This is a genomic window from Variovorax sp. PBL-H6, assembly GCF_901827155.1.
Classification (GTDB): Bacteria; Pseudomonadota; Gammaproteobacteria; order Burkholderiales; family Burkholderiaceae_C; genus Variovorax.
The window spans coordinates 1677765-1692674 of sequence record NZ_LR594659.1; the positions used below are offsets into that span (position 1 = coordinate 1677765).

At 62.5% G+C, this 14910-nt stretch carries 18 protein-coding genes and 2 pseudogenes; 6 read left to right on the top strand and 14 right to left on the bottom strand.

Translation table 11 applies throughout. The features are described from left to right. Positions 1 to 249: 249 nt before the first annotated feature. Complete coding sequence (locus G3W89_RS07975) at positions 250 to 741, bottom strand: DUF4279 domain-containing protein (RefSeq protein WP_162573576.1); 492 nt, start codon at positions 739 to 741, stop codon at positions 250 to 252. 228 nt (positions 742 to 969) lie between these two features. Beyond that, positions 970 to 1608, bottom strand: coding sequence for an ABC transporter ATP-binding protein (locus tag G3W89_RS07980; protein WP_162573577.1), 639 nt, complete (start codon positions 1606 to 1608; stop codon positions 970 to 972). A gap of 303 nt (positions 1609 to 1911) precedes the next feature. On the opposite strand from G3W89_RS07980, the gene G3W89_RS07985 reads away from it, so the two are divergent. After that, positions 1912 to 2781, top strand: coding sequence for a class I SAM-dependent methyltransferase (locus G3W89_RS07985; protein ID WP_197893535.1), 870 nt, complete (start codon positions 1912 to 1914; stop codon positions 2779 to 2781). 128 nt (positions 2782 to 2909) lie between these two features. Here G3W89_RS07985 and G3W89_RS07990 read toward each other — a convergent pair whose 3' ends face one another. The 5 genes from G3W89_RS07990 to G3W89_RS08010 all read right to left on the bottom strand — a co-directional run bounded on the left by G3W89_RS07990 (position 2910) and on the right by G3W89_RS08010 (position 5226). Continuing rightward, positions 2910 to 3146, bottom strand: a complete 237-nt coding sequence (locus G3W89_RS07990) for a hypothetical protein (RefSeq protein WP_162573578.1) — start codon at positions 3144 to 3146, stop codon at positions 2910 to 2912. A 134-nt stretch (positions 3147 to 3280) separates the two neighbouring features. Next, positions 3281 to 3538, bottom strand: coding sequence for an SWIB/MDM2 domain-containing protein (locus G3W89_RS07995; protein WP_162573579.1), 258 nt, complete (start codon positions 3536 to 3538; stop codon positions 3281 to 3283). 261 nt (positions 3539 to 3799) lie between these two features. Continuing rightward, positions 3800 to 4231 carry a GNAT family N-acetyltransferase gene (locus tag G3W89_RS08000; RefSeq protein WP_162573580.1) on the bottom strand — a complete coding sequence of 144 codons (432 nt, stop codon included), beginning with the start codon at positions 4229 to 4231 and terminating at the stop codon, positions 3800 to 3802. A gap of 70 nt (positions 4232 to 4301) precedes the next feature. After that, on the bottom strand, positions 4302 to 4655 hold the full coding sequence (locus G3W89_RS08005; protein ID WP_162573581.1) for a hypothetical protein: 354 nt from the start codon (positions 4653 to 4655) through the stop codon (positions 4302 to 4304). Positions 4656 to 4773: 118 nt separating this feature from the next. Then, positions 4774 to 5226 (bottom strand): GNAT family N-acetyltransferase, encoded by a 453-nt coding sequence (locus G3W89_RS08010; RefSeq protein WP_197893536.1) that lies wholly within the window; start codon positions 5224 to 5226, stop codon positions 4774 to 4776. 206 nt (positions 5227 to 5432) lie between these two features. Here G3W89_RS08010 and G3W89_RS08015 point away from each other — a divergent pair, with 206 nt between their 5' ends. Beyond that, entirely contained in the window at positions 5433 to 5678 is a 246-nt protein-coding gene (locus G3W89_RS08015) for a hypothetical protein (RefSeq protein WP_162573582.1), read from the top strand. Between the two features lie 292 nt (positions 5679 to 5970). Here G3W89_RS08015 and yidD read toward each other — a convergent pair. From yidD to G3W89_RS08030, 3 genes and pseudogenes are all read right to left on the bottom strand, one after another. Beyond that, a pseudogene (gene yidD / locus G3W89_RS33645) lies at positions 5971 to 6156 on the bottom strand (membrane protein insertion efficiency factor YidD); the annotation flags it as partial. Between the two features lie 62 nt (positions 6157 to 6218). After that, complete coding sequence (locus tag G3W89_RS08025) at positions 6219 to 6752, bottom strand: cupin domain-containing protein (protein WP_232076407.1); 534 nt, start codon at positions 6750 to 6752, stop codon at positions 6219 to 6221. 3 nt (positions 6753 to 6755) lie between these two features. After that, positions 6756 to 7157 (bottom strand): hypothetical protein, encoded by a 402-nt coding sequence (locus tag G3W89_RS08030; protein WP_162577385.1) that lies wholly within the window; start codon positions 7155 to 7157, stop codon positions 6756 to 6758. Positions 7158 to 7282: 125 nt separating this feature from the next. Between G3W89_RS08030 and G3W89_RS08035 the strand changes: the two genes are divergently transcribed. Both G3W89_RS08035 and G3W89_RS33235 read left to right on the top strand, forming a co-directional pair. Next, positions 7283 to 7486, top strand: coding sequence for a hypothetical protein (locus tag G3W89_RS08035; protein WP_162572174.1), 204 nt, complete (start codon positions 7283 to 7285; stop codon positions 7484 to 7486). Beyond that, on the top strand, positions 7464 to 7754 hold the full coding sequence (locus tag G3W89_RS33235; RefSeq protein ID WP_197893537.1) for a winged helix-turn-helix domain-containing protein: 291 nt from the start codon (positions 7464 to 7466) through the stop codon (positions 7752 to 7754). Before G3W89_RS08035 ends, G3W89_RS33235 begins: the two co-directional genes overlap by 23 nt. Here G3W89_RS33235 and G3W89_RS08045 read toward each other — a convergent pair. Then, positions 7736 to 8248, bottom strand: coding sequence for a KUP/HAK/KT family potassium transporter (locus tag G3W89_RS08045; protein ID WP_162573584.1), 513 nt, complete (start codon positions 8246 to 8248; stop codon positions 7736 to 7738). The genes G3W89_RS33235 and G3W89_RS08045 overlap by 19 nt on opposite strands. 220 nt (positions 8249 to 8468) lie before the next feature. Here G3W89_RS08045 and G3W89_RS08050 point away from each other — a divergent pair, with 220 nt between their 5' ends. Together G3W89_RS08050 and G3W89_RS33560 are read left to right on the top strand one after the other, a co-directional pair. Beyond that, positions 8469 to 10346: a potassium transporter Kup gene (locus tag G3W89_RS08050; protein WP_162573585.1), complete on the top strand. Its 1878-nt coding sequence runs from the start codon at positions 8469 to 8471 to the stop codon at positions 10344 to 10346. A gap of 528 nt (positions 10347 to 10874) precedes the next feature. Then, a pseudogene (locus G3W89_RS33560) lies at positions 10875 to 11066 on the top strand (AMP-binding enzyme); the annotation flags it as partial. A gap of 226 nt (positions 11067 to 11292) precedes the next feature. On the opposite strand, the gene G3W89_RS08060 reads toward G3W89_RS33560, so the two are convergent. Genes G3W89_RS08060 through G3W89_RS08070 form a run of 3 tightly spaced genes read right to left on the bottom strand, consistent with a single transcriptional unit; the run spans position 11293 to position 14707 of the window. After that, a complete protein-coding gene (locus G3W89_RS08060; protein ID WP_162573587.1) occupies positions 11293 to 12489 on the bottom strand; it encodes an acetyl-CoA C-acetyltransferase in 1197 nt (398 codons plus the stop codon). A gap of 41 nt (positions 12490 to 12530) precedes the next feature. Further along, on the bottom strand, positions 12531 to 13847 hold the full coding sequence (locus G3W89_RS08065) for an acetyl-CoA hydrolase/transferase family protein (protein WP_162573588.1): 1317 nt from the start codon (positions 13845 to 13847) through the stop codon (positions 12531 to 12533). After that, on the bottom strand, positions 13832 to 14707 hold the full coding sequence (locus G3W89_RS08070; protein ID WP_162577386.1) for an SDR family NAD(P)-dependent oxidoreductase: 876 nt from the start codon (positions 14705 to 14707) through the stop codon (positions 13832 to 13834). Before G3W89_RS08070 ends, G3W89_RS08065 begins: the two co-directional genes overlap by 16 nt. Between the last annotated feature and the right edge of the window lie 203 nt (positions 14708 to 14910).

Below are 14910 nucleotides of genomic sequence, written 5' to 3' on the forward strand. Positions count from 1 at the left end.
CGTAGGCGACAGACCTCAAACAATGAGACTACCCGGCACATGTGCGTGAAGCAGCTCAGCGATGGGCAGGCCGTCATGCGGTAGGCGTTCGCCCCTGCCCACATCAGGGCAATCCATTGGTCATGTCCGCCTGTTTTTTGTCCAACAGGTCTTGAGGCGCGACGCCGCATGCTGCTTGAAGGCCCGCTTTCGCGAAACAGCTACTTCCGCTTTGGGCCCAAACCGGCTGTACGCTGCGCTCCTTAGCGGTCACTCACAGGCGTTGAATTCCGTGGCCGGCGCCTCATAGAGCCACACGCTGAGCGCAATGCCCAACGTTCCCAAGCCGGCAAGAACTACAGGTTCGATGCACAAAGAAAGAGAGCCTTTTTCCGCTCGGCAATCAAGATACGGCGAGTATCCAAGCTGGCGCAGACGGCCCATTCGCTCGCGCTTGGTGCCGAGTATCGTCAACCATCGCGCGAGTTGCTCCTCAACGGTTTCATCGGTTTGGGAGTCAGGAAGGCGCAACTTCCACATGCCCACCGAGGATGGTCGCTGGATGTCGCCAACTGCAACGACATCCCCCACCTTATAGCTATGCGTTGGCTGGAGGTCGAGTGTGTGAGTGACAAAGTCGGGTTCAACAGTGTCTCGGCAAAAGATGAGTTCGGTACAGTTCAACATTGTCTGGGCTTGGAAGTGCGCATTTCGTTGTGGGCTGTTGGCCGATTTCTGCCTTAAGGCGGGGCCACGATGCATCGGCCACGGTCGTAGTCCCAAGAGCCGCCGCGATCTAAACAACTGTCGATCGACAGCTCACGACCAAGCCACAGGCCGGCAGAGGTCAGGGTCACTACAGAGATTACAACCAAAGCAATCCAGAACCGCTTAGTCATCTTGAATGTCTGCTGCTGGCCGCATCCAGCCACAGCCTCGCTGACATTCGCTGCCCGGAAGTCACATGTCGCGCGAGCCGGTACGTCATGTTCAACAAAGCGGTAGCTGAATCGAACCGGAAAGCGGAACCGAATCCATTCGCGCGGCGCTTGCAACGACGATGGCACGGTCGGGCCACTCAGCGAGGTCGGCGAGTGCGCGCCACAAGTAGCAAATCGATGCGACATCGAGCCCGCCCGTGGGTTCATCGAGCAATGTAAGTGCGCGTCCTGATGCAAGCGCAGCCGCCAACCAGACCTTGCGCTTTGACCCGGTCGAAAGCATGTACATCGGCTTGCCGAGATGCGGGGTCAAGGAAAATCCATCGATGTGGGTTCGCCACCTGGCATCGCTGAAGCACGCATCACCAGCTTTGAGCGAGGCCGTGCACTCAACCGCGGTGACCTTATCAAACGCATCGGTCGTTGGGTCGCAGAAGAAGACGTTTCCTTGATAGGCCTCGGGCTCGCCATCAAGACGTGCACCTGCAAGGGTCAGCCGGCCGTCAGCCGGTAGTCTGCCCGCAATCAATCGAAGAACCGTCGACTTTCCGCTGCCGGTGTCGCCGTGCAACAGCGTGACCCCGGCGCCGATGGACGCGTTCCATCCGGTCGCCAGCGCCGGTTGCCCTGGGTACGCGAAGCACAAGTCCTCGACGTCGAGAATTGGGGCGAGTGTCGGAAGTTTCATGCCGCAACCCTACAGCAATGGCATGCAAGGGCCCCTCAGTCGACTGTAGCCGGACATGCTGTAAGCGCAAAGGGGCCCAAAGCGGGTGTCAATTCGGCGAGATTGAGCTCTTTGAAGCGGTCGTCCAAAGTACAGCCTCGGCCGCGGCACCAGCACGGCCAAGCACTGCATCAACTTTGGTAGCGACATCACAGTTTGCTCGGTGTAGTGGGGCGAAAGGCTCGCGCCGGCGCTCTTGCCGCCATTCTGGCAACATTGGTGGTGCACATCGGCCGTGCACCCACTGGGAAAGCGTGACAAGCCATGCGAATTCAACTATTGCCCTGTGCGCGCGGCCTTCTGGCCGTGGCGCTCCTCGCGAGCCTAATCGGCTGCGCGATAAGCGACAGATCATCGGCGGCGCCGACACTGTCGCGCGACCGCATTGCCCAGATCGTCGCCAGCCCGGATCGCAGCGCCGCGGACCGCACGAACGACATCCGCCGCCACCCCGTCGACATGTTGGCGTTCATCGGCATCAAATCCGGTTGGACTGCGCTTGACGTAAGCACCGGTGGTGGCTACACGACCGAATTGCTGGCCCGCGCGATCGGGCCGTCAGGGACGGTGTACGCACAGAGCCCGCCGCGCGATCCGAACAGGACGGCGCCGGCGCCGGCCGCGCCCGAGGGCGGCGGCATTCCCACGGCCGCCGCCCCACCACGGCCGCAGCGCAGCACGGTGGACGTGCTCGCCGATCGCGAGAAGAACATGCAGGCCGCGGGCGTCGCGGCCGCGCACATCGTTTACGTTGGCCAGCGCTTCGACGATCCGGTGCCCCCGGCGATGGCCGACGGCAAGCTCGACCTTGTGACGCTGATGTTCAACTATCACGACTTCGGCTTCCTGGGTGTCAAACGAGCGCAGCTGAACCGCGCCGTCTTCCGGGCCTTGAAGCCAGGCGGCCTTTATGTCATCGCCGACCACGCCGGTCGACCGGGCACGCTCATTTCCGAGTCCGGCACGCTGCACCGGATCGAGGAATCGTTCCTGCGCGGCGAAGTTGAAGCGGCCGGATTCAGGCTCGCCGAAGAAGGCGACTTCCTACGCAACCCGAACGACCCGCGCGACCGGAACACTCCCGAACCACCACAGCCGAAGGACGAGTTCGTGTTGAAGTTCGTCAAGCCCTGACCCGATCACGACTCGTCATGCGAATGCAGACACTTGGGCTGCCGCCGACTCGGCGGACAACTGGAAAGCTGCCGCTCGTGAACCGCCGGTCCTGGCCGCACTCGGACATCGGCCGACCATTTTTGCCATCATGGGAATGTCAAGTCCAAACCGAGCATCCTGCTCAGGCCGAAGGTAAGGAGCGAGAGGCCCAGGAGCGATAGCACGAAGACTGCGGCGACCTTGCCGCCCGGGCGTAGCACCGTGCTCTTCTCCTCCTTCCCCTTCTTCGCTCGCTCATAGTGCCACTTGATGGCGAAGAACATGCCCGTACCGAACACGAGAATCTTGAACGTGACGAAGACTATCGGGACCCAATCCATCATCTGAGTATTTTCAAGCTATTGCTTGACGAGATGGCTCACGGCATCGGATGTCCGGACTTGGCCGTCTGGGTCTGGTCACCGACCAGGTCGACTCCTGGCCAGCCGGAGCCGATGCGTGCGTGCGGCAACGCTCTTCAGGACAGGTGCTTCCCGACGAGACCCGACATTTCGAACATCGTCACCTCGGGCTTACCCATCACCGCTTGAAGCTTGGCATCACAAAGGATATTGCGCTTGTTCGCGGGGTTTTGGAGATTGTTCAGCTTGATGTAGCCCCACAGCAGTTTGGTGACCTCGGTTCGAGGCTGGGGTGCGGAACCTATGACAGCAGCGAGCTCGACGCTGGGTGTCAGGGGGCGCGTGAACGCCGTTTGCTTCTTGGCAGTGGTCATGTTTGTCTCGGCAAAGCGGCGAATTCTACGAGCGCCCTCCAAAAGGTTTCGTTGGGCGCGGCTCCAAACGGCGGGTATGGGGCACGCCCGTCGGTCAGTTCTTGGCAAGTTGGAAGGCTGGCATGAAGGTTCGCTGTTGGCCAGCTGTAGCCCGTCGGCTACCAGGCGCTTCAGGCCCGTTGCAGCCATTCGGCTTCCGGGGAAGCGAACGGCTTGAGGCGGTCACGGGTTTGCCGCTGTTTGTTCTCTCGATTGAAGGGGTCAGGTTTCACTGAGGTAGCCCCTCTCCACTTGCTGCTGCTGATTCTCAAAGATGGCCATAGCAGTCTTCATTCGCATGAAGCCGAACTTTCTGTAGAAAGGCTCTTTGCCCGGGACAGCATACAAGATGATTTTCTTGTGACCGCGTGACATCTCCACCAAGTCGCTGACAACCTGTTTGCCAAGGCCTGTGCCTTGATGGCTCGGCAAGACCGCAATGTCGCAGATGTACGAGCATTCCCCACCATCAGCGAGCGCACGCCCGGCCGCCACGAGCTTCGTGTTCTCGTAGACGAAGCACTTAAACATGCTGTTTGAGAAGACTCTCTGCAGATGAAGCGGCCTCTTCTCGCCAAGCGGGGCCGCCCGATACAGGGCAGAAAGTTCTTCCCAGTCGATTCCTTCTGCGGAGTGTTTCCATTCGAGTGTCACTTGTGGCTCCAATGTCCCGTTCTGGCCGAATTCTGCCCCACGTGCTACCGCGTCAGCCATCCGGTCCGCGTCAGGTGAAGACCTCAAAGAACTTGCCGATATCACCTGTTGCAGTCAGCGCTTGGAGCGGAAAGGTTTCCCAAGGTGCTTCCGCCTTCATCGTATCCAGGCGGTCCACGAGCGCGTCACGCATGTCCGGCTTTACCTCCTGACGCCAGTTCAACACCTGTCCCCAGGTGGAGCTGCCGTTCAGATGCAGCGGGGCCGCTACGGGTCGAATCGACATCGCATAGGAGCGCGGGAACAGCCGCCTGTACGCATCGCGGTTGTAGAGCCAGGAGACGCCACGAACCGATAGGAAGTTGCGCTCGGTGCGACGGACATGCGAAAACAGTGCGCATAGCTCTTGCACTCTGGCACCCATGTTTGCGGAGGCCAGAGGGCTCGTGCTCGTGTTTTCTGGAGGGACGAAGTGGATTCGGAGCGTACCGGTCCGCGAACGCGTGGAAGGTCTGCATCTGGTCGTCAGCTCTCGCTGACCTTCAGTGCTCCTTGCCTGCATATATCCACATCGGCTCAGTGTGGCCCGCTCGCTCGAAGCCGAGTTCCTTGTGGAACTCAACAGCACGCCCGTCGGCGGTCAGCATCAGCTGATGGAAGCTCGCGTACTTCCCAAGGAAGGCCTGCATCATCCTTCTGCCGATGCCATGTCCGTGAAGACGAGGAAGGACCAACATGTGGGGAAAGTAGGCAACGAGGTGGCCATCGGAAATTGCATTGCCGAGATCAACTAGCTCGCCTGCGACACGCGCCGTGACAAGGGCGTGCGAACCCCTCAGCGCCGCCAGAAGCTGAGCAGGCTTTTCAGCGGATGACCACTCGTTTGCTCGATAGAGCTCGAGGACCTCTTCTTCGTCGATGGTGTCGCCAAGGGAAATCTCAACATCCACATTCGTCTCCTTCGCGCACAGCTCGTCGTTGGTCGTACCTGCCATGGCGGTCGCCGTGAGCATATCGTTCCAACCTAGCTCGCATTGCTGCGGTCAAATTCTGCTGCGGTCCTGTAGGCCCGGTCCTGGCCGACTGTAGCCGCCGGCGGCCATATGCTGCGACGGTCCGAGCAAGCACCAGCTCCCGATTTTGAACTCCTATAGGCTGCTCGCGTTCAAAGGAGCACCCCTCTATTCTTGGCCAACCTTCCATGGACAGCTTGCAGACACTGCAGTCGCTCGGGATTTCGCTCCCGAGCCCGGCCTACATCATTGGCGCCGTTCTATTCGGCCTCATCGGAATCGCGGTCTACCGCTACGGCAAGCGCGCCGGTCGTCCGCGAAGCAAGTGGCTCGGCGTCGCCCTGATGCTCTATCCCTACGCGATTCCGCAGACCTGGTTGCTGTACGTCGTGGGCGTGGCACTCTGCGCAGGTGTGTTCGTTGACCGCGATTGAGCCGCCGGCTCTGGATAGCCCGGGACCTTCGCAAGCTCAGCGCCCCTCGGCGCCAAGTGGACGGCGCAGGTGAACGCCAGGGTTGCCCGGTCGGGGCCGCTGGGTCAAGGAATGAGGGTGTAGCCCGCCCCGGCAAGGGAGCCAATGCAGAGGATGACGAAGAGCCAAACAGCTTGGCTGACAGTCTCCTCGCGTCCCAGCGCGACCAAAGCGGGCAAGCCTCAGCGGGAGCTTCGGGCGGCGCCCCGGCGGCTTGGCCTTCCGCGGTGGAGAGGACCCGTGCCGAGGCGGCGCATGCTTCAAAGCGGCGGATGGTAACCAAGACGCCGGCCACCATGCCCAGGCGAGCAATCGCTCGCTTTGCGAACCACGAACATGAAGCTCCGCCCGTCCGCACTCGATGTGCGCAGCTGAAGCCCTTATAGGGTGAGATGAACCGCTGGTATCCGTGAATGGCAGCTATCGCGAAGGTCTTCATGTGCCTCGTTGGACGTCCGTGCTGAATGTCTGGTCCTGGCCGAAGGCGGCGGTTCCGAGCCCCTAGGCTCCGGCTGGAGTGGCCGGGACCAGGCCATAGCGCGTCATGACGGATATCAAAGCCGCTTTGTCCGGAGGTCCTCCGCCAGCGTTCACGACCGCGCCCACGTCTCGAAAGTATTGGGCACCAATATCCGGCGATTGAACGATGAGGGCTCGGACTTCTGCGTCGAACGGGTTCGAGAACTGGTGGACGCTCCCCCGGGGACTCAACATGCTCTCTCCAGCAGTGAGGTCTCGAACTTCAGCGTTGACGGAATACCGCAGGGTTCCTTCCAGAACGTAGACGCATTCGTCGTTCTTCGTATGACTATGCGGGGGCGGCACGTTGGAGCTCGGCGGAACCTTGAGTTCGAACATACCGACGCTGCCTGTCTGAGACCCGTCCACAAGATAGCGAACGGACAGCTGACCAACCTTGATGGGTGAGGAATCGGCCATTTCAATTCTCCGTTGAAGTTGAAGTTGACGATGACGCGGCATCATGCCGCAATTGTCCTGCGGCTGGAACGACTGGTTGTGGCCGGACGCCGCCATTGGCTATCCGGAAATCCTTGCCCAAATCGCCCGAAGGCGTCGGGCGCGGTCTTCGAAGAGGTATGAGCCAGCCAGCGTCAGTAGACCGGAAATCACACCCGTCACGATGGCCTCGGCAAAGGGGAAGTCGTAGTGATTCGGGTGCGAATAGGCGTCGCCCAACATTGTCAGGCAACCCACGACCAGCGAATTGCCGTATCGATTCGTGTAGAGCTTGGCCGCCGGCGTGAATGTCAAGAGCACGGCCAAAATCCCAGTAGCCAGACCTGTCTGTAGTGCAACCGTCCAGTGGACAAGGCTCAGCAGATTACCCCAGCTACCCGGCATACAAGTCATGCACGCGCTCGTCGGCTGCCAGAAGCGCTGGACAAACAACCTGACGCGGCGCTTCCATTCGCTTGACATCATTATTCCGAACGATGGTGCCGCCCGCAGAATACCGCACATCCAAAGCTCCTGTTGGGCAGCGACCGGAGCCCGCCGTTTCACGGCATGGCGTCGAAGGGCAACTCTTTAACCCGCAAAGGTTGTTGGGCGCGCGCCGCGAAGGTCGGCTGTCGGGCGAATTGAGCGACGCCGGCGAATGGCGGGTGCTGGCCGCATTTTGCCCTTCTCTGGCGCCCGCCAATTTGAGGCGCCAGGGCAGGTCAGGCTTCCGTCTGTTCGGCTATTTCCAGAGCGTCTTCAACTTCAATCCCGAGATAGCGCACGGTGCTGGCGGCTATCTCGCATGACCTGCGCACGCCACTGTCGGCGATGGTGGGGATGGCCGACGCGCTCGCGATGGTCGAGTATCGGCTGCTGATTCATCTGGCGGCTCACCCGCAATGCGTCCTCAGCCATCGGCAGTTGCTGCAAGCGGTCTGGGGGCCGAGTCACTCGCAAGACACGCACTACTTGCGCGTCTATATGGGGCAACTGCGCAAGAAGATCGAACACGACCCCGCTCAACCGCGTCATTTGGTGACCGAGACGGGAATCGGCTATCGCTTCGTGCCATAGGACCTCTCATCGCGTGCATTGACCTGAATTTCGGTCGTGCATTCTTCAGGGAGACGGAAGTATTCCGCCAGCGAAACGCACATGGCCGACAACATCGCGAAGAGCCATCGTTGCCACATTGGCATGCCCCTGACCGATCGTGCCGCGGCGCGGTCGTCGATGACGTAGTAGCGGAGCTTCGATGGGTCCAGATCGAGGCGATCGATGCAGCGCAGCGCCTGAGGGATGTCGGGATCGTCGGCGAATCCATAGCGGATGTCGACCAGGTGCATGCCGTTGCCCAACGCCGTCACTTCCGCTTGTTTTGAGAGAGGAAGGTGTGGCACGTACTCCACATGTGATCTGACGAGCAGGACTTGTTCCGGTAGCCCCCGGACAAGAAGCAGGAAGCGAATGAAGGCATTCGCGTCGACCTCGCCGAAGGGCCACACGAGGATGGCGGTGCCCGCCTTGCGGACGATGCCGTCGAGGTGGAGCGCGTGGAGGAATTCCAAAGTTTGAGGCAGCAGAGCGTCATTGCACCCGATTAGGTATCAATATGGCGTAAAGAATGGCCACTCCGGCCCCCGAATCGAGCCGCGCCTCGCCGCTCCTTCCTCTGCACGGGCAGCAGGATCTTTATGCTTTCTTTATACGCGGCGTGTTACACCCTCTCCCTTGCTGAGCACAGGCAGCTTAGGGCCGCCTGCGCGAGTCCTGCCCAAGTCCAAGAATATGACCAACCCGACCCGCAGCCCTGCAGTCCTTGCAGGACTCACCCTCGGCGCCCTTGGCGTCGTCTACGGTGATATCGGCACCAGCCCTCTCTACGCTGTGCGGGAGGTATTCCACGCCGGCCACGTCGATCCGACGCGCGACAACGTGTTGGGTGTCCTGTCGCTCATTTTTTGGAGCCTGGCGATCGTTGTATCGCTCAAATACGTCGCGCTGGTGCTGCGGGCCAACAACAATGGCGAAGGCGGCACGATGGCGCTGATGGCGCTGGCCAGCACGTCGACGCACGACAAGCCGCGGGTACACCGCGCGCTGATCATCATGGGCATCCTGGGCGCCGCGCTCTTCTATGGCGACGGCATCATCACGCCGTCGATCTCCGTGCTGTCAGCGGTTGAGGGCCTCGAGGTCGCGACGCCGGCATTCAAGCCGTACGTCGTGCCAATCACGCTGGCGGTTCTGACGGCTTTGTATCTGGTGCAGCGCCATGGCACGGGGACCATGGGTAAGTGGTTCGGCCCCATCACTCTTCTGTGGTTCGCAAGCATCGCGGCCACTGGGGTGTGGTGGATCGCGCGCAACCCCGAGGTTTTGCTGGCCTTGAACCCCTTTTACGCGCTGCGCTTCCTGCTGGTCGAAGGCTGGATCGCTCTGGCGGTCCTCGGCGCCGTGTTCCTCGCCGTCACCGGCGCCGAGGCACTTTATGCGGACATGGGACACTTCGGCAAGTCGCCCATCCGGATTGCCTGGTTCAGCCTCGTGTGGCCAGCGCTGTCGATCAACTACTTCGGGCAAGGCGCGCTGATCCTTCTCGATCCGAAGGCGATCCAGAACCCGTTCTTCATGATGGTGTCCGATGCGCTGCTTTACCCCATGGTGGCACTTGCGACCGCGGCCACGGTGATCGCGTCGCAGGCGACGATCTCCGGGACGTTCTCGGTCACGAAGCAAGCCATCCAGCTCGGGTACTTGCCGCGGCTGCGCATCCTGCATACCTCGGTGCGCGAGACGGGCCAGATCTATATCCCCTCGGTCAACTGGATCCAGTACGGCGCCGTCGTTCTGGCGGTGACGATGTTCGGATCTTCGAGCGCGCTGGCGACGGCCTACGGGATTGCAGTCACGGCCACGATGGTGCTGACGACACTGATGACTTTTGTCGTCCTGCGCTTCGGCTGGCGCTATCCGCTCGCGCTCGCCCTCGCTGCAACCGGATTCTTTCTCATCATTGAGCTGGTGTTCTTCGCGTCCAACGCGGTCAAGGTGCTGTCCGGCGGCTGGTTCACGCTGCTCATCGCTGGCGCAGTCTTCACGCTGATGCTGACCTGGAAGCAGGGGCGCAACCTGTTGTCGGAGCAGCTTCGCAAGACCAGCATCGACTTGCACAGTTTTCTCGATAGCGTGTTCGTGAGCCCGCCCAGCCGAGTGCCCGGAACTGCCGTGTTCCTGACAGCCGAACCGAACGTGACACCCACCGCGCTCTTGCACAACCTCAAGCACAACATGGTGCTGCACGAGCAGAATCTTTTTGTGACGGTCCAGCATCATGAGGTGCCATGGGTCCCAGTCGAAAAGAGCGTGGAAGTGGAGCCTCTCGGTCGCAATTGCTGGAAAATCCTGATCAATTTTGGGTTCAAGAACGATCCGGACGTACCGGAGGCACTTGAGCAGTTGAAGAGCCGTGGCATCGAACTCGAGGAAGCCCGCACCAGCTACTTCCTGTCGCGTGACATCGTGGTGCCGACGATCGGCGGGGGAATGGCTCCTTGGCGGGAGAAGCTTTTCGCAAATCTGCATCGCAACTCGAGCAATGCGGCAGAGTTCTTGAGCCTGCCACCAAATCGGGTGGTGGAGCTTGGCGCACAGGTTGCCATTTAGGCACTGCGCCTGCGGTTCTGCGCCCGCGAAGACGACATGATTCCATCCCCCGACCGTTCGTCGATCGCAAGAGCCTGCCGAAGGACAACCACGCTAAGGTGCTAGTTTTCTGCCCCACGAGCATGTATAGGCGGCGAGCATGGTAGTGGGATGAGCACCGTCCTGGCCGCCCTCGCAGCGGTGGTGCTGGCCATGGCCGCGCTGGGGCTGCGTAGCTGCCTTTGAAAATGATCATGTCCAGGCGCCGCCGCTTCCTTTCGATGGCGCCTTGCGGCGTCCGTAGTGGTCAGCGATGCTGCGTTGTCGTCGCGCCGGATTCGGCCTGAGCTGCTTTCAAAGTGCTGCGCACGCTCTTCAAATCGCGTATCTTGCCGATCCGAACTTTTCGAGCCACGCGAGCCCGGCCTGGCACCGAAGCTGCGCTGGCGTGAGCCGTGCGCGTCTTCGGCGCCGCGAGGCTGCACCTTGGTTAGTGCACACACGCCCATGTTGTCCGAAATCCAGTTCAACACCCCAAGATTGGGCGGAGCGACGAACGGCCGGTTGTGGCCGCATGCTGTCGAACTGCCGGTCGCCTATGTGCAACTCCGGCCCGGCGTTCACGCGACGGAGGACGAACTTCTGTCCTTCGCCAGGGAGCAGATCACCGAGCGCGCAGCGATGCCGAAGGCGATCAGGCTGGTCGCGACCATGCCCCTGACCGGCGTCGGGAAGATCTTCCACGGCGGCCGGCAGCGCGGGCGCCGGCATCGCGCGTGAGGTTCTGGGCCAGTTCCCATTCCGCTTCCACGTCTCGTGGGCAAGCAGCGATGAAGGATGTCACTGAAGATGCTGCCTGTGCTGGCCCACCGATTCGCAAGAAAAAGTACGACCAGCCCTCAAGGGCCAACGTCGGGATTACTTCGCGCTGACCCAAGCCAGCACATCGATGTTGCGGCACTTACGCTCATGCGCGCTCGAACACCGCTGCGATCCCCTGACCGCCGCCGATGCACATGGTTTCAAGGCCGTAGCGCCCGCCGCGTCGGCGCAACTCGTGCAGCAGCGTGCACATCATGCGAACGCCGGTGGCGCCGATCGGATGGCCGAGCGAGATGCCTGAGCCATTCACGTTGAGCCGTGCCTGGTCGTCCCAGTGCCAGCCCTTGAGCACGGCGAGCACCTGACACGCGAAGGCTTCGTTCAGTTCGACCAGGTCCATGTCATCGAGCGACATCCCGAGCCGCTCCATCAGCCGATTCACCGCCGGGACGGGACCGATGCCCATGCGTGAGGGCTCGCAGCCAGCGGCGGCCCATCCCACCAGGCGGCCGATCGGCGCGAGCCCCAAGCGGGCGAGCTGATCCTCGCCGACCACCAGGCACGCACAAGCCGCGTCGTTCTGTTGGCTGGCATTGCCTGCGGTGACCGTACCGCCCTTGATCAGCGGCCTGAGCCTGGCCAGGATTTCCATCGAGGTGTCGGCCCGAAAGCCCTCGTCGCGTGCGAAGGTGACGGGATCGCCTTTGCGCTGCGGCACCGACACTGGAACGATTTCGTCGGCGAAACGGCCCGCTTCCCAAGCAGCTGCTGCACGCTGATGGCTCTGTACGGCATAGGCATCGGCGCGCTCCCGCGTGATGTCATAGTCGCGAGCGAGATTTTCCGCGGTGTCGATCATTCCCGGGATCACACCGAATCTCTCGGCCGGTTGCGAGCGTTCCCTGCCACGCTCGAGCCGGTCGTGCATGCGCACCGAGCCCGCGCGTGCTCCCCACCGCATGTCGGTGGTGTAGTACTCGATGTTGCTCATGCTCTCCACGCCGCCGGCCAAAACCACATCCGCCGCGCCACTCTGGATCATCATCGCGGCGGTGGCGATCGCCTGCAGGCCCCCGCCGCAACGGCGATCGAGCTGCATGCCGGGCACCTCGAGCGGAAGACCGGCTTGCAGCGCCACCCAACGCCCGACGCAGGGGGTCTCGCTGTTGGCGTAGGACTGGGCGAATACGGCGTCGTCGATGCGCTGCGGATCGACGCCGCTGCGCCCGATCACCTCGCGCACCACGGTGGCGGCGAGTTCTTCCACCGGAACCGTGCGCAGGCTGCCGCCGAAGGTGCCGACGGGGGTACGCAAGGGATTGACGATAAAGGCTTGTCTCATGGTCCTTGTCCTGTCCAAAGAAGAGCGAAAGCTGGACGCGCTCAGCGCCAGCCGAGGCTTCGCGCGGCTTGATGGCCTTCTTGCTCTAGGCGCGCGCGGTGCGAGGGGTGCGCGATGTCGATCATTCGTCGCATGCGTGCAGCCAGCGGGGCGCCGCGCAGGTCGGCAACGCCGTACTCGGTGACGAAGACGCCTGCGTCGCAGCGAGGCGTGCTCACCGGCCCCGAAAGCCGGGCGACGATGCGACTGTGAGCACCGGCGGTCGAAGGCAATGCCACCACGGGTACGCCCCCGCGACTGCGCTGCGCGCCCCGCAGGAAATCCACTGCACCTCCAACGGCGCCCACGTAGGAGCCGGCGGCGACCTCCGAGTTGACCTGACCCGTCAGGTCGACCTCGACCGCGGAGTTGATCGCAGCGAGCCGGGAGAGAGACGCCAGCACCTCGGGGTGATGCGTGTACTCGGTGCCGCGCAACTGCAGTGCAGGGTTGTTGTGCGCATATCGATGCAGCCGTGTGCCGCCCAGCAGAACGCCGGCGATGCTGGTCCCGGTGTCACGTCCCTTGCGCGCGTTGGTCACCGCGCCGGCTTCGATCAATTCGACGACGGCGTCGCCCACCGCGCCGGAGTGGATGCCCAAATCGCGCCGGCCCCGCAGCGCGCCGAGCACTGCTTCGGGAATCGCTCCAAGTCCGCATTGCAGCGTCGCGCCATCCTCCACCAGCGCCGCGACGTGGGCAGCGATGGCCCGTTCCCGGTCACCGACCTGGGTCGCGGGCACGGGCGACGGCGGATACGACGCCTCGACCCGCAAATCGATTTCTTCAGGCTGCAGCAGGCGATCGCCGCAGGTCCACGGCATCTGCGCATTGACTTCGGCGATCACGACGCGGGCGATGTCCAATGCGGCGAGCAGGTACTCGTGCGCCAGGCCGAGGCTGTGGCGGCCCTGTTCGTCGGCGGGCGGCACCTGCAGCAGGAGGACGTCGATGCGCAGCGCGCCGCTGCGGATGAACGCCGGCAGGTCGGAATAGTGGCAGGGCAGGATCTCGAGCACTCCGGCGTCGGCGATACGCCGGTTGGTGCCGCTGCCACAGTAGCCGATGAAATCGATCGCATCGGCGTGCTGCGCGTCGAGCAGGCCCGTCAGCCCGATGCCAAGAAACGCCCGGGTGCGCGCAAAGTCGTGGCGCTGCTCCGCGTAGGCCCGCACCAGAGTTGCCGGCTCGGCGCTGGCCTGGCCCCACATCAGGGTGTCGCCGGCGCGAATCCACCGGGCAAGGTCTAGCGTTGCGGCGGCCGGGAGCGATGGCGCCGCGCCCGGTCGCGCGACGCCTTGGGTCAGATCGGATCCCATGTGAAGACGTCTGCCGAACGATCCATCGACACGAACGCCGATCGCAGTGCCGGAATACCGTGCTCGGCCAAGGTCTTGGCCGTCCAGCCTTCCTGGCGGTGGACGGATCGTAGCGGGCGCGGCTGGCTCATGAGGAACACCTCGTTGTTGCGAACGGTAAAGACCTGGGCATTCACTTCGGCGGCGGCGTCGCTGAGCAGATAGACAGTCAACGGGGCGATCTTGGCGGGAGTCATCTGCTTGAACTTCTCCACGCGGGCAACCTGGTCGGGGGTATCCGTGGGGATCGAACTCGTCATGGCCGTCCAGGCGAACGGCGCAATGCAGTTGGAACGCACGTGGAACTTCTGCATGTCGAGCGCAATGCTCTTCGAGAGGGCGGTGATCCCCATCTTCGCCGCGTTGTAGTTGGCCTGGCCGAGGTTGCCGATCAGGCCGGAGGTCGAGGTCATGTGCACGAACGCGCCGCTGCCCTGTTCCTTGAAATGGTTGGCTGCCGCACGGCTGACGTAGTAGGTGCCGTAGAGATGCACCCTGATGACGGCATCCCACTCGTCGGCACCCATCTTGTGGAAGAAGCGGTCCCGCAGGATGCCCGCGTTGTTGATCACGCCGTCGAGGCGGCCGAAGTGCTCGACCGCGCCGTCGACGATGCGCTGGGCCTCGGCCGGATCGGCCACGCTGCCGAGGCTTGCCAGCGCCTCTCCCCCTTCGTTGCGGATCTCCTCGACGACGCCGTGCGCCGCGTCGCCCGTGTCGTTGACCATCACCCGAGCGCCTTCACGTGCCAGTCCGAGCGCGAGATCCCGCCCGATGCCGGCACCGGCTCCGGTGACCAGCACCACCTTGTCTTGCACCATGTTGCTGCCTGTCGCATTTGTCATTTCTGTGTCCTGGATCGAGTGGAAGGGGGTTCTGCTCAGCACGAGCGCGGCATTCCGGGGACGTGCTCGGCCACGTCGCTCGGGATGAGGTCGGTGGAGAGGGGCGCGACCTGATAATCTAATTGATGTTTAGATTGTCACATGGATGTCTGCGGGTTTTCAATCGATAGAAACGTAGG